Genomic DNA, 14330 nt, shown 5'->3' on the forward strand with positions numbered 1-14330 from the left:
TTGCTAGTTACCTGTGATCAACAGATGATTGTGGAGGTTGTCGATCGAATCATTCTGCCCATTACTATTCGTATCGACCCAAGCGCCCGCTGGTAAATCATCGCTTACGGCATAATTCCCCAACCCGACATAGGGATTGTTCGGTGGAATTGAGCTGCTGAAGTTCCGATTTGGTGAAATGTTTATTTCGTAAAGTTTGTCCGGTCCTGCGGAAAACACCAACGGATACATGGCAAAGGTGCCCTGGATCGCATACACACCGGCTGGATCGAACGCGTCGTTTGATTCGCGGTCTTGTATCGTGCCCGCAAGGTAGGCGATGGGTTGTTGGGGACTCATGTCGTTCCAGCCGAATCCGGGAGCCCAACGCAAGAAAGCGATCGGATTGCCCCAGGCATCGAGGATTTCGGGCATGCCATCGGCATCCACATCCCCAATTTCGGTGTCGGAAAAATATCGTAAAGCACTCGATTCTTCGTCAATCATTTGCGAAAGAATTAAGTACAAACACTCCGCCCCCTGATGCGTGGTTGACCAGCGACTATTGATTTCCGATTCACTGCTGAGCGGCGTGCCTTTCCGCTTAGCCAACATTTTTGCAGCCTTGGACAGGTAGGCTCGGGCCAGGAAGGGGGATTCACGCAGGACCACAGGCGGGAGTAGAAGATCACTCTTTCGTGCTGGGAGTTCCATCCGCATCAGCTCACGAATACCGTCGACTCGTGCGACCGTTGAGGCAGTGCGGAAGCGTGGATCGCCGCGTTGAATTTCCCTGCCGTTGTTACCCATGGGGCCGTCGGTGTGCGGCTGATACCGGCGGACGAAGGGGCTGACGCGTCGCGTGGCGTAGGATTCCCACTTTTCGGCAAGCAGCGCGTCGATACGTGCGATTTGAGCTCGAGTTCGATCACGTTTCGCGGACTCCTGGGCGCCGGCCATCGCAAACAAAACGAACGATGCCAGCAGCCCAATGATGGAGATCGTCACGAGCAACTCGACTAACGTGAAGCCGTGTTTACAAGCGCGGGATCGATTCAAGCGATGCGTCATGGCAATTTGCCCTCGAGCGACCCTTCGGCAAAGTTGGTGATGTTGTCTTGGTGAGGTCTGTTGGGATAGGGGCCGAGCGGATAAGTAAAGCCATTGTAGTTGGAGTTGTCTTGCTGAATCCCGAAGTCATTGTCCAGGCCAGCGGCAAGCACTTGGAACTTTTGTGCAGCGGCGTAGTCGTTGACTTGGTTGATATCGACAATTTCCTCCGCGTTCTGTTTGGCCAGATAAGGACGAGGGCAAGGGAAGGCCGCGTTGGTGTCAACGCCCGTGCGGCATACAAGCGATGGTTGTTGAAACGCGCCCACATAGTTGTAGTGCGCCAGATAGACGTAGGGTAAATCCGAGGCGAAGCGAGGATAGTATTCCATGAAGCCATCGCCGTCTTTGTCAATCAGGCGTGTTGGGTCGAACTCAAAGATCGGCGTGCGTTGCACGGTGTCTGGTCGTACGCCGACGGGGCCGAACAATGGGTTCGCCGGATCGTCAGTGAAACCTCGTAACCAAAAGACCAACGCTTCGGATGGGTCGAGCGAAGCAAATAGATTGGCGCCGTTTGGGAGCGGCATGCCCGTCGCTGGATCACGCGGTACGTCAGTCGCCCGGTTGCGATATCGGAACAAACGAGTCAGGAACTGGTCGACTGCTTGGGCGTCGGGTGCCACCAGTTGCCGTGGGCCATTCACGATAATCGGACCACTGAAGTCCGGAGGATAGCCGGCGTTGAATTCCGTGTTAAACGCTTCCAGCCCTTGCGAGAGGGTGGCAACTTCTGTCGTGATGCCGGCTTCCTGCACACTGGCGCGTGCAATACCTAAGACCGGGATCAGTAACGCGATCAAGATGCCGATAATGACAATCACCACTAGCAACTCAACCAGCGAAAAACCAGCCGATGGTCGTGCCTCCGATGGTCGTGCCTCCGATGGTCGTTCGCGTTGAATTCCGCCCTGCGTCATCTGCATGTCTCCCTTCGTGATTCCTTGGTCACCTCGGCAACTGCATTGCCTTGTCAGCTGTCGTGGCGGTTTCATCGCGGTGTTGCGACTTCTATTCGTTCGTGGTCTCAACGGACCGTTGCCCTGCTGGCGATGGCCTATTGGGACAGATTGGTGATTAAGCTGACGAGTGGCATGAAGAGCGAAATCACGATGAAACCTACGGCTCCACCGAGAAATACGATCATCAGCGGTTCCAGTAAGCTCATCAAACTGTCGGTGATCACAGCCACTTCTTCGTCGTACGTATCAGCGACTTTGTATAGCATCGTGTCAAGCTCGCCCGTTTCTTCACCGACGTCGACCATATTAACGACGAGGTCATCGGCGACGCGTGCTCGCATGGTGACTAAGTAATAAAGGCCCGCAGCGACCCCCACCATGGCGACGAGCGGAAACGCGAACACGGCGGCACCTTCCACCATGAACAGGCTCGCGCATGGCAGGGCGAGTGAAAGCCAGAGCCCGAAAGCGACCGGATGAAAGCCGGGGCTCGAATTTTCCTTCATCGGTTTGGCGATCGTTTCGCCTTCGCGAATTGAATCAGCGACTTGGCCGTATAAACGTTCGAACATCGCGTTGCCGCAAGTCTCGCGGGTGATGGTCAGTCCTTCTAGGATTGGCACACCGCTGGCCACCAGCGTTCCCAGGGTTCGTGTCGAGCGCGCCATCGAATTCTTTTCGATCAAGCGTCCGAAGACGGGCCACTTCAGGGAGAATAGGTCCCAGCCCATTCGGCCCGCTTTGAACTTGCGCACCATTTTTACGATGAGAACCAACCCAATCGGAATGCCAGGGATTAAGAACCAGAAGTTTGCTACACCATGAGATATGGTGACCAACAACTTAGTCATCGCCGGTAACTCTGTATCGAAGTCGATAAAGATTTGTTCAAAGGTCGGCACAATATAAATCATGATACCCGACAGAATACTGACTGCGACCATCACGACGACGGATGGGTAAACCATGGCGCCTTTGACTTTGCGCTTTAATGCCTCGGATCGCTCCTTGAAGTCGGCGAGTCGCTGTAGGATGAGTTCCAGTGCACCGCCAGCTTCGCCGGCTTTGATCATGTTCACGTACAACCGATCGAAGGCTTTGGGGGATTTCGCCATCGCTTCGGATAAGGTCGATCCGCCTTCGATTTCATCACAGACGTCCATCAAGGAATTCTTGAGTCGACCCGGTTTGGACTGCTCTTCAAGAATTCTGAGGCTGCGCAGGATCGGCAAACCAGCATCTTGCAGAATTGACAACTGACGAGTAAACGTGCAGAGGTCTTTGCTTTTGACGCCGCCAATCGCAAAACCACGCTTGCGACCATCGGCTGACTTTTTCTCAGCCGTTTTGCGACCTTTTTTGACATGGATCTTCGTGACGAAATAACCCATGTCTCGAATATACGTCTGGGCTTCGTCTTCGTTTTCCGCCTCGACGACGTCGCGGATCTCTTGACCCTTGGCATCCATAGCCTCAAATTGATACGTCGGCATTGTGATCCCCCGCCACAGTTACGGGCAGTTACTCAAAATTGATAAAGTTGGAAGTGTTCTTGAATGGACTCTATGCATCCAGGATGGTTTCTCGCACGATTTCGTCGGCCGAGGTGACTCCTTCGTAGGCGAAATTCATGCCGTAGTCACGCAAGGTAATCATGCCATATTCTTGTGCCTTGTCGCGTAACTCATCGGTGGATGATCCTTTGAGCACCATTTCTCTCAATTCGTCATTCATGACCATGAGTTCAAATAGTCCGACGCGGCCCTTGTAACCTGTATTATTGCAAGTGTCGCAGCCTTTACCGCGATAGAATTTGCGATCTTTTGCCTCTAATTCTTCTCGCGTGATCGCCAGTTGGGACAGTAAATCATCGGAAAGGCCGACTTCTTCCCGGCATTTTTCACAAACTCGTCGCACTAATCGTTGGGCCAGAATGGCTTCAACGGTTGCGGTGATCAGAAACGGTGGAATGCCCATGTCACGCAATCGGGTGACGGTGCCGGGGGCGTCATTCGTGTGCAAGGTGCTGAATACCAAGTGACCCGTCAGGGAGGCCTGGACGGCGATTTCGGCCGTCTCCGTGTCGCGGATCTCACCAACGAGAATCGTGTCCGGGTCTTGTCGAAGAATGGCACGCAAACACTGAGCGAACGTGTTGCCAATATCGGCGTCGATCGGGATTTGGATGATTCCATCGATGTCGTATTCGACCGGTTCTTCCGTCGTAATGATCTTTTCTTTGATGTCGTTCAGCTCGCTGAGGGCTGAATAAAGAGTCGTTGTTTTCCCCGAGCCGGTTGGTCCAGTCACCAGTACGATGCCGTTCGGCTTGTGCATGACCTCGCGGAAGCCAGCAATCGTCACTTCATTCATGCCGACCTTGTTCAGATCGAGCGAAACGACGGTCCGGTCGAGAACTCGCATGACGACACTCTCACCGAACATGGTTGGCATCACGCTAACGCGCAAGTCGACAGGGTGACCGCCCAGCGTCAGCTCAATGCGCCCGTCTTGAGGAAGTCGTCGTTCGGCAATGTCCAGATTTGCCATCACTTTGACGCGGGTCGTAATCGCGAACGCCAAGTGTCGTGGGGGAGGAACCATTTCGTACAAGACGCCATCTGACTTGATGCGGATGCGGAACTCTTCTTCAAATGGCTCCAAATGGATGTCGCTCGCGTGATCCTTGATCGCTAGTAGCAGTACCATGTTCAGCAGCTTACGAACCGGAGCACTGTCGGCCAAAGCCTCCGCACCCGTGATGTCGATGGGACCATCCTTGGTGAGCGATTCGGCTGCGGCTTCCAGTTCATCGTCTGTTTCCAGATCCGTTACGATGCTCTCGAACGTTTCCGACGAGCTGGCATAATGGCGTTCTAAGGCGGCGTTCAAGTCGCGTTCGGTGGCGACGAGCAATTTGATGTCGTAACCCAAGAACGTTCGCAACTCGTCTTGAATCGAAAGGTTTTGCGGATCGCAAGTTGCCAGCGTGAATTCGTTCCCTTCCAGCTTGACCGGAATGACCCGGTAGAGCTGAGCCATCGCTTCGGTAATCAACTCCATGACTTCCGGTGCAATTTGCACTTCGCCTAACTTGACGACCTGCATGCTCATCTGCTCGGCTAACGCCAGTGCAATCTGCTCGTCGGTGACCAGCCCCATCTCCTCTGCGATCTTGCCAAGAAGTTCGCCAGGATGGCGACGCTGTTCTTCTAACAGCATCTCCAGCTGTTCATCGTTGATGAAACCGAGGTCAACCAGGATTTGTCCGATTCGTCGAATGGCCATAGGAACTTTGCGTTTGGGGTATTCTCTGGGAATTAAATGTTTGGGAATTAAATTAAATGGATCGAGCTGTCTGGAACCTTTTTCGTTCCTGCTGGATCGATGTCGTCTAATGTCGCAACGAAGTTCAAACTCTTTTACTTCGTCGAATCACTGACATCTTCTTCGTCGTCGAACATTCCTTTTTGAGCGTTACTAATGCGTTTGGCTAAATCGTCTGGCGATTGGGCTTTTGCCAGTGCGTCTTCAATGCTGACCTTTTCCGCCTCCCACAGTTTGAATAGCGAATCGTCCATCAATATCATGCCGTGTTTGTATCCAGTTTGAATCGCCGATGTGATGCGGTAGGTCTTGTTCTCACGAATCAAGTTGGCAATACCGGGTGTCACCGTGAGCAGTTCGTAAGCAGCGACTCGTCCGCCGCCCAATCTTGGCAGCAAGGTTTGAGCAAGCACGCCGATGATTGAGGTTGAAAGTTGGGTGCGAATCTGGTCCTGCTGGTTCGTGGGGAATACGTCGATAATACGGTTGACCGTGCCTTGTGCACTGTTCGTATGTAACGTTCCAAACACAACGTGACCTGTTTCCGCAGCGGTGATCGCTGCTTCGATCGTTTCCAAGTCACGCAATTCACCGACGAGAATCACATCCGGATCCTGACGCAGAGCTCGCTTGATCGCCTCCGCAAAACTGGGCACATCGTTGCCAACTTCGCGTTGATTGACGGTTGACTTCTTGTGGTAGTGATAAAACTCGATCGGGTCTTCAATCGTAATGATATGGTGATCCGCTTCGCGATTGATGTAATCAATCATGCTCGCAAGCGTGGTGCTCTTGCCCGATCCGGTCGGACCGGTGACCAGGAACAAGCCTCGAGGTCGCATGCAAAGCTCGGAGATTTTCGGCGGTGTTCCCAACTGCTCAAAGCTGAGCATGTCGTTCGGGATTTGCCGCAATACCATCCCAATGTTGCCGCGTTGTTTGAAGATCGACACGCGAAAGCGCGCCTGATCCCCAAAAGCAAAGCCAAAGTCACTTCCGCCTTTTTCAGCCAATTCCTGTTGGCATCGGTCGGGGGTGATACTTTTCATCAACCCTTGCGTGTCCTCGGGCTCGAGAACCTTGGTTTCAAGCTTTCGCATTCGCCCATGCAGACGAAACACTGGCGGCTGTCCGACAGCGATATGAATATCGCTCGCACCCTGCTTCACGCAGGCAGCTAGCAATTTGTCAATTAGAATCGTGGCCATGATCGTTTTCCCGCGACGGGGCCGAGCTCACACCACCGACGATCGTGACTCTAGAACCTCTCCTCTGTTCGTGGGCCCCCCACAGGATCTGTAGGTGTGCACCAAGAGCCGGTTCTCGAATTAGATCCCAGAAATGCAAGATGTGGATCGACAAGAACGCCACCGGCCCCTATTCAATGGCGTTGCAGTTGCCGAAGATTATTCACATTCTGTGGCGATGAAACAAGTTTATCTCCGGTTATTCGTTGATTTGATCGCTCAACTGCGATCGTGTTGACATGATACGGTCTGTCGTTGGCAGCGGCCCCCACCCGTTGCCAACTGCCCCGCAGGGCAATCTCCATTGTATCCGCTTTGGCGAAGTAACGAACTTGTTTCTGCTTGCCGAATTGAAGTTCCGCCCCCCCCCCTGCCGGCCATCAGTTGGCTCGATCGGCCGCCCATTTGATCGTTTCAACTATTTAGCCTGCCGCGACATCCGATTCGGTTCGCTTGGCGACCCGATAGACCTCGTCCAAGGTGGTCACGCCACGCAAAACTTTATCAAGTCCATCGCGGTAAAGTGTTGTCATACCTTCACTAATCGCCACCTCACGGATGTCGACCGCCGACGCATTTTCGAATACCAGTTCGCGAACTCGACTGGTCATGATCATGAGTTCGTAGATACCAATTCGGCCTCGATACCCCCCATTATTACAGGCCGCACAGCCGGCTCCTTTCATGAAGGTGGCCTCAGCGGCTGCCTCAGCCGAAATGCCCGAATCTGCTAATTCTGCGTCGGAAATTGTATGGGGTTGTTTACATTTGGAGCAGACAACGCGTACCAGACGTTGGGCAAGAACGGCGATCACACTGCTTGCCACCAGATAATTCGGCACTCCGATGTCGACCATGCGTGTCATCGCACTGGGCGCATCGTTCGTATGGAGTGTACTGAATACCAAGTGTCCAGTTAAAGACGCTTGGATACCCATCGATGCGGTCTCCATGTCTCGCATTTCACCCACCAGGATGATGTTGGGCGCTTGACGCAGCATGGAGCGAATGATGCGGGCAAAGTCGAGTCCGATGCTGTGACGGACTTCCACCTGATTGATCCCCGGTAAGTAATATTCCACCGGATCTTCTGCCGTGATGATTTTTCGATCCGGTCGATTGAGCTCATTTAAGGCCGCATACAAAGTGGTGGTCTTGCCAGAGCCGGTCGGGCCGGTGACCAACACAATCCCATTTGGCCGTCGGATCAGTCCTGTGAACTGATCATAGGTTGCTTCGTTCAAGCCCAGCTGTCGGACGCCGACTTTAATGTTGTCCTTGTCGAGCAGTCGCATCACGACCGATTGGCCGTGATTGGTTGGAATCACGCTGACGCGGAGGTCCAGTTCCTTGTCCCCGGTGGTGATTTTGATTCGACCATCTTGGGTGCGACGACGCTCAGCGATGTCCATTTTGGCGAGAATCTTGATGCGGCTGAGCAAAGCGCCCAGCAAGCGGCGGGGTGGGCTATCCCGTTCGACCAGGACGCCGTCGATGCGATATCGAACCCGAACGCGGTCTTCGAACGGCTCAATGTGAATGTCAGAGGCTCGCAACTGTACGGCCTCGGCAATCATCAGTTGGACTAGCTTGACGATCGGGGCACTGTGTTCGTCGACGACCTCGGAATTGTCGCTAGAAGCCTCCTCGGTTTCGGTGAAATCGATCGCCGTATCGGTAAATTCCTGCAGCATCGAGTCGGCACTTTCACCCTCGATCTGGCCATAATACCGGTTGATCGCTTCCAGGATGCTCTCGCGAGTCGCCAAAGCGATTTCGATTTGACAATTGAGGATGAAACGCAGTTTGTCGAATGTTTCCAGGTCAAGCGGATCGCTGACGATCACGCGTAACGCGTCATCACTCGCTTCATCGAGTGGCAGAATCGTGTTTTCGCGGGCAACTGACTCAGGCACAAGTTCAACGACAGTGGGCGAAATGGAGGTTTCGTTCAAATCGATGAATTCTAAGTTGTGCTCTTCAGCGATGGTGCGCATCACTTGTTCAGCCGTTGCGTAACCTAGGCTGACGAGCGCCTCGCCGACGCTCGTGGCCTGATCGCGAGAGACCTGGTCAGCGTGGGTGAGTTGTTCTTTACTGATGACGCCATTGCGAATCAGGATGTCGGTAAACATCGCCATCGAATTGTCCTTCTCTGCTTCAGCTAAAACAGGCCGCCCTACCACGTTCCGGATTGCAGCTCAGGGCGGGCAAAAGCAAAAGACGGTCAGAAGATTCGAGACCGCCAAGCGGCAGAATTGCCCTAACTTGCTTAATGGCCCAGAGTAGTGGCCCCTCCAATGATTGTCAATCTACGCGGGTCACGAGGCTAGGACGTTTCGACAGTCTGAGACAGTTGGGCGTTCTGTTACCACGATCGTGCCGGATTGGAGGTGTGCAGGTTGAGGTGTGCAGGTTGAGGCTTTGATCAACCCTTTTTCGTGGGTTGACGATGGCCAAGCTTCTCGACGGTCGTGTCAAGCTTACCTAACATCTGTCGGCCGCGGGGCCCCAGAGCTCCCCGCCCCAGAGCTCCCGATCCTCGTTTCTTCAGCGCTTTCTGGCAAGCTGCCGCAATTGCTGGGCGAGGGCCCGTAGTTCATCGGCCGTTTCATACAGTTGACGTCGCTCAAGCCGATTGGCGGCTGCATCCAAATTTTCGCCAACTTGTCGTAACTCGCGCGTCTGCAGTTCACCCGTCTGTTCCGGCGGTGAAACCGATGCGGGCTCGATGGGCGGAGCATCCCGTGGATGTTGCGAAAATAAGTGGGTGCGGAATTCAGTCGAGTCGCCGCCGAGAAAATGCGAATCGGCCAACGGCCGATGTTGTGACGAGATCGTCTGGCGAATCTTACAGATTTGTTCAAATTCCGCTGGGCTGAGCGGCGGTGAATTCATGACGGGCTCTTGTGACACGCTCATCGGCCGATTCAACGATTGAATTGCCTGGGGAGCTGCCGCATGACCGGGCCAAATCACGGGCAGAGCGGCAGCCAACTGAATCAAAGTTTGAGCCAGCATCGTTTGCTTCCTTGCCTTCGGGGTTTCAAACCATCGCTGGCCAACTATAGGCGAAAACTACTCGTTGGGACCAGCTCAACCTGGCCGAGGCCGAGTGAAGGAAAAAAGGCTTGAAATTCTTGAGGAGGCTGGCGTGCACCTTTTCCCGCCAACCGTCCGGAGAGCGGTTCAGCCGAAGATCGATTGTGATTGCGAAGTAAATTGCCATAACAAAATCTAATTGATACACTTTCGTAGCTTAATGATCCCTAATCTGTTGGCGCCCCCTCTTCGAGACCGGCTCATTGCCCTTTGGACTGCCGCAGGACGTGATTGGCAGGACAGAATTTTTTGTGAGGAATAGTTTTGAAAGAAGACAACTTGAGCACACGTAATACGAACGGCGATAAGTCGGATCGACGAGAGTTTTTAAAGGAGGCATCTGCGGCGTTGCCAGTGATCTCGCTCGCTGTGACGAGCGAGGAGGCGACTGCCAGTGAGGTGGAGCAAAAATTCCAGCCAGAAGAGTTTTGGCGCGACAGAATGAAAGCGCCCGATGACGGTAAACGACATGGTTGGTTCATCGACACGCGAAGATGTTTCGGGTGTCATGCCTGCGAAGTCAGTTGCAAATCTGAAAACGACGTGCCGCTTGGGAATTACATTCGGCAGACGTTCTACAAGGATGTTGGCAGCTATCCCAAGGTGGCCCGATTGTTCATGCCAATGTCCTGCCAGCATTGCGAAGATGCGCCCTGTATCAAAGCCTGTCCCTGCGGTGCGCTTCATAAGGAAGCGGGTGGAACCGTTGCCGTCAATTACAACACTTGTTGTGGGCATGGAACTTGTGCTGAAGTTTGTCCCTATGGGGCGATCTATCTCGATCCGGTCGCGAAGCAAGCCGTCAAATGTCACAACTGTTATCACCGGACAGAGAACGGAATGGAGCCTGCTTGTGTGCCAACATGTCCATCGGAAGCGCTTTACTTTGGTGATTTGAACGACCCCGATTCCAAAGTGTCCCTTGCCATGGCCGAAGCCGAGGCCGCCGAAGGAGTCGGACAGTTACGTCCCGAGAAAAACACGAAGCCTCGCATGTGGTTCTCGGGGCGGGCGTTGGTGGAAGCCGAACCAGACATTCCTCGTGAGGGCGAATCATACAATCCGAAGAGCTACGACATCTATCGATGGAGGAAAAAGCCCGTTGGAGAAGAAAATCATGAATGATCGACGCGAATCGAGACGTGCATTCTTGAAGCTCGGCGTCGCCGCCAACGGAGGTCTGGCTGCTCTAGGACTGCTTGGATGTGCAACCTCTGCCAAGGGACAAGAGCGGGAAAGTCAAACAAAGAATTCTGGCAAGCAACTACTTCCGCAAGGGATCGATTTAGAAAAGTGGAATCGAATCAAAGGTTTGCCTTATGAGTTAGGAGGCGTGGGTGCCGCACCGGGTGTTTGCCAGCTTCCGGGACCTCTCGCAAAACGTAATTGGCCGGATCGAGACAAATACAAGAATGTGAAGCAGGTGCCAGGAATGTGCCAGCTGTGCAGCACGGTTTGCGGCATTGTCGGCCATGTGAAGGACGGCCGTTTGATCAAGATTGAAGGCAATCCCAACGATCCTAACAGCCGAGGACATCTTTGTGCACGCGGTCATGCAGGCTTGAATCACCTTTATCATCCCGAGCGATTGCTCTACCCGATCAAACGAGTCGGTGAACGCGGAGAGGGGAAATGGCGACGAATCACCTGGGATGAGGCGCTGGACGAAATCGCCGCGAAGCTGAAGGCCGTGCGAGAGAGTGGCCATCCCGAGGAGTTTGCCTTTCATCAAGGACGACAGCGCAGTAAGGATGCCCTGAAGCGGTTTTTGGATGCTTACGGGACCAAGACACAACTGAGTCATCGGGCTTTATGCTCCGGAAATCGACGCGCTGCGAATTTGACCTATTTGTGGGAGAGTGATTGGGATCTTAACGATGTTGAACACTCGAAGTACATCTTGAACTTTGGCAGTAATGCGTTTGAGGCTCATCAAGGGCATGTCCCCTTTGCGACTCGTATTCAAAACGGTCGATTTAAGAATGGCGCGAAACTGGTTACTTTTGATGTGCGATTGTCGAATACGGCCGGTGGAAGTGACGAATGGTTTGCACCTTTTCCGGGAACTGATGGCGCCGTGGCTTTGGCCATGTGCCACACGATCTTGAAAGAAAACCTGCACGATGCTGAATTTATTCGTCGTTGGACAAATGTCACCGTTGACGAGTTACGAGAACATGTCAAATCGTATACCGCCGATTGGGCGGAAGGGTTGAGTGGAATCCCTGCCGCAGATATTCGCCGAATCGCGATTGAATTTGCCAACGCGGCGCCGGCTTGTACGACCATGTGCAATCGAGGCAGTTCGGCACACATCAACGGTTTTTATAACGATCGTGCGATCCAACTTCTTAACGCGCTCGTTGGTAGTGTTGGGAAAAAAGGTGGTTGGTGTTGGTCGCCTTGGGGTGGGTTAGACCCGGTTGTGAAGACGCCCAAAATGCCGCCAGGAGCAAAAACGTGGAGCGTTCTCGAAGACCCTCCGGAGTATCCGTTGGCGAATGTCTGGCGCAGGATGCGGGTTGGTGAATTGGTGTACCTGTATCTGTTACAGGGGCGTACCAAGCTACAAGCTTACATGACCTATAATCTTGACTCGCCGCTGACTTGGCCAGAGGAAAGCCTCACGCAGCAAGTGCTTACTAACGAGAAGATGATTGAGTTCCACGTTTGTATTAACTGCTTCTATAACGAAACGGCTCATTACGCCGACATCGTTCTGCCTTGGGCAACCTATTTGGAGCGGTGGGACCTCGACGCTCGCGGAGCCTACAATCTGCGACCTTATGTGGGCTTACGCACACCCATGATTGAGCCACTTGGTGAATCAAAAGACGTGCGAGAATTCTTTCCTGAATTGGCCAAACGAATCGGCGGAGGAATGGAGGAATGGTATAAGGAATCGATCGAAGAATATATGGAAGAGTGGGCGTCCAACGTGCCGGAGAATCCCGAAACGGGTAAGCAAGGACTCGAGCGATTGTTGGATGAGGGGGCCTGGGAAGCTGAACGCGAGCCCTTCTACGAACCGTATAACATTCCGCTTGCCGATGATGAAATGCAGGGAGCCGTGGTGGATCCAACTTCTGGCGTCATTTTGAAAGACGAAGTTGGGATTGGCATTATGCAGGATGGAAAGCCCTTGCGCGGATTTAAAACCCCCAGCCGTAAATTCGAGATTCGGAGTCTGTTTGTACAAAAAATCGGCAGAAATGAGGATTGCTCAGAACTCATCGCTCGGAGTGGAGTTTCCAAAACAAAAAGTCGACCCGCCAGTCATCAAGGCCATGATGTGGAGGTTGATCCCATGCCAACTTGGTTTCAACCTGTGGAACATCAGCACTTGGCCGACGATGAAATGATCATGACAAGCTTCAAGTGGAATGTGCACAATCATGGTCGCACGATGAACCTAAAATGGTTGGCTGAAATTGTGCATTCCAATCCTGCTTGGATTAATCCTCAAACAGCTTCAAAGCTCGGTTTGAAAGATGGGGATTGGATTGAACTCACTTCGTATTATTCGACTGAGTTGGAAAAACAGTCGCCGCACCTCAAACGTGACGATTTGCCGACGACCGATGGGCGTCGGTCGGTCGCCACGATGCGCGTGCCGATTGTGACGATGGAAGGCATTCATCCACGCGCCTTGGCTATGAGCAATAGTTGTGGGCATTGGCAGTATACGAGCGTGGCACAGGCTCGTAAGGAACCAGTAAGCGATGGACATCTTGTCGGCAGTGATGGGCAAGCTTATCGGGATGCCGATTGGGAACGTAATATGTGGTGGGAGGATGAATCGGGTAACGACCCAAAACAGTGGAAGCCGAATACGGGGAACGGTTGGAATCAAAATCGTTTGATGCCGATTTCACCTGACCCTGTCAGCGGCCAGCAATCATTTCATGACACCGTCGTTAAAGTAACCAAGGTTGGATGACCCTTGAGCCAAAATAAGATACCGTTGTCGTCTGCCCGCGATGCGAGCGCCAGAAGTAACACCTATCGGTTGTTGGCCAGACTCTGGCAACGCGAGTTGGACGCGAAACTATTGGAGGTTTTGCAAGATCCATCCCTCAGTGAATCGTTTTTGGCTGCGGGCGGTGTTCTGCCAACGAATGATGCGGATACGGTCGAACAGTTGGCGATTGACTTCTGCCAGTTGTTTGTTGGTCCGAAAAACCATCTGCCACCGTATCAATCGGTCTGGGAGAGTGGTCAACTTGATGGCGAGGCAACGGTCTCAATGCGTCAGTTTTGCGAAGTAGTCCGCTTTGAACCGGCGGAATCTGCCAGCGGAATGCTGCTAGATCATCTGGGAGTCCAACTCGACGTGATGGCCCACATTCTGCAACTCGTCGCGGAGTCAGAAGGCGACTCGTTGGATCATCTGCTCGAAATTGGCCGCTGTTACGCAGTTCGCCATTTGCTGTGGCCCGGCGAACTGCTTGCCGCGTCAGCATCGCGAGCGACGACCGACTTCTATCGCTCCTTGCCAAAACTGACTCGCCAGTTCTTGGAATTGGAAACGGTTGGCTTGAATGAGGTTTCAGCCCCTGAGTGAATTGACTTTTGTGAGTGGGCCAACATCGTTTTGCCCGCT

10 protein-coding genes are annotated in these 14330 nt (G+C 53.2%); 3 read left to right on the forward strand and 7 right to left on the reverse strand.

The window, feature by feature from the left end; all coding sequences use genetic code 11:
* Window positions 1–3 precede the first annotated feature (3 nt).
* From P8N76_13050 to P8N76_13080, 7 genes are all read right to left on the reverse strand, one after another.
* Entirely contained in the window at window positions 4–1050 is a 1047-nt protein-coding gene (locus tag P8N76_13050) for a type II secretion system protein (protein ID MDG2382589.1), read from the reverse strand.
* Complete coding sequence (locus tag P8N76_13055) at window positions 1047–2084, reverse strand: prepilin-type N-terminal cleavage/methylation domain-containing protein (GenBank protein ID MDG2382590.1); 1038 nt, start codon at window positions 2082–2084, stop codon at window positions 1047–1049. Before P8N76_13055 ends, P8N76_13050 begins: the two co-directional genes overlap by 4 nt.
* Window positions 2085–2146: 62 nt before the next feature.
* A complete protein-coding gene (locus P8N76_13060; GenBank protein ID MDG2382591.1) occupies window positions 2147–3544 on the reverse strand; it encodes a type II secretion system F family protein in 1398 nt (465 codons plus the stop codon).
* Between the two features lie 70 nt (window positions 3545–3614).
* Window positions 3615–5339, reverse strand: coding sequence for an ATPase, T2SS/T4P/T4SS family (locus P8N76_13065; GenBank protein ID MDG2382592.1), 1725 nt, complete (start codon window positions 5337–5339; stop codon window positions 3615–3617).
* 134 nt (window positions 5340–5473) lie between these two features.
* Complete coding sequence (locus P8N76_13070) at window positions 5474–6586, reverse strand: type IV pilus twitching motility protein PilT (GenBank protein MDG2382593.1); 1113 nt, start codon at window positions 6584–6586, stop codon at window positions 5474–5476.
* 461 nt (window positions 6587–7047) lie between these two features.
* Window positions 7048–8766 (reverse strand): ATPase, T2SS/T4P/T4SS family, encoded by a 1719-nt coding sequence (locus P8N76_13075; GenBank protein MDG2382594.1) that lies wholly within the window; start codon window positions 8764–8766, stop codon window positions 7048–7050.
* 409 nt (window positions 8767–9175) lie between these two features.
* Complete coding sequence (locus P8N76_13080; protein MDG2382595.1) at window positions 9176–9646, reverse strand: hypothetical protein; 471 nt, start codon at window positions 9644–9646, stop codon at window positions 9176–9178.
* A 360-nt stretch (window positions 9647–10006) separates the two neighbouring features.
* On the opposite strand from P8N76_13080, the gene P8N76_13085 reads away from it, so the two are divergent.
* From P8N76_13085 to P8N76_13095, 3 genes are read left to right on the forward strand one after another with little or no spacing between them, the layout of a single operon-like run.
* Window positions 10007–10852, forward strand: coding sequence for a 4Fe-4S dicluster domain-containing protein (locus tag P8N76_13085; GenBank protein ID MDG2382596.1), 846 nt, complete (start codon window positions 10007–10009; stop codon window positions 10850–10852).
* Complete coding sequence (locus tag P8N76_13090) at window positions 10845–13667, forward strand: molybdopterin-dependent oxidoreductase (GenBank protein ID MDG2382597.1); 2823 nt, start codon at window positions 10845–10847, stop codon at window positions 13665–13667. The genes P8N76_13085 and P8N76_13090 overlap by 8 nt, the downstream gene beginning before the upstream one ends.
* 3 nt (window positions 13668–13670) lie before the next feature.
* Window positions 13671–14291, forward strand: a complete 621-nt coding sequence (locus P8N76_13095; GenBank protein ID MDG2382598.1) for a molecular chaperone TorD family protein — start codon at window positions 13671–13673, stop codon at window positions 14289–14291.
* Window positions 14292–14330: the final 39 nt, after the last annotated feature.

This window comes from Pirellulaceae bacterium, from assembly GCA_029243025.1.
Taxonomy (GTDB): Bacteria; Planctomycetota; Planctomycetia; order Pirellulales; family Pirellulaceae.

What these genes read in the sequence shown, in the direction of transcription:
- P8N76_13050 (MDG2382589.1), bottom strand. Translation starts at nt 1,050, where the DNA reads ATGACGCATCGCTTGAATCGATCCCGCGCTTGTAAACACGGCTTCACG.
- P8N76_13055 (MDG2382590.1), bottom strand. Translation starts at nt 2,084, where the DNA reads ATGAAACCGCCACGACAGCTGACAAGGCAATGCAGTTGCCGAGGTGAC.
- P8N76_13060 (MDG2382591.1), bottom strand. Translation starts at nt 3,544, where the DNA reads ATGCCGACGTATCAATTTGAGGCTATGGATGCCAAGGGTCAAGAGATC.
- P8N76_13065 (MDG2382592.1), bottom strand. Translation starts at nt 5,339, where the DNA reads ATGGCCATTCGACGAATCGGACAAATCCTGGTTGACCTCGGTTTCATC.
- P8N76_13070 (MDG2382593.1), bottom strand. Translation starts at nt 6,586, where the DNA reads ATGGCCACGATTCTAATTGACAAATTGCTAGCTGCCTGCGTGAAGCAG.
- P8N76_13075 (MDG2382594.1), bottom strand. Translation starts at nt 8,766, where the DNA reads ATGGCGATGTTTACCGACATCCTGATTCGCAATGGCGTCATCAGTAAA.
- P8N76_13080 (MDG2382595.1), bottom strand. Translation starts at nt 9,646, where the DNA reads ATGCTGGCTCAAACTTTGATTCAGTTGGCTGCCGCTCTGCCCGTGATT.
- P8N76_13090 (MDG2382597.1), top strand. Translation starts at nt 10,845, where the DNA reads ATGAATGATCGACGCGAATCGAGACGTGCATTCTTGAAGCTCGGCGTC.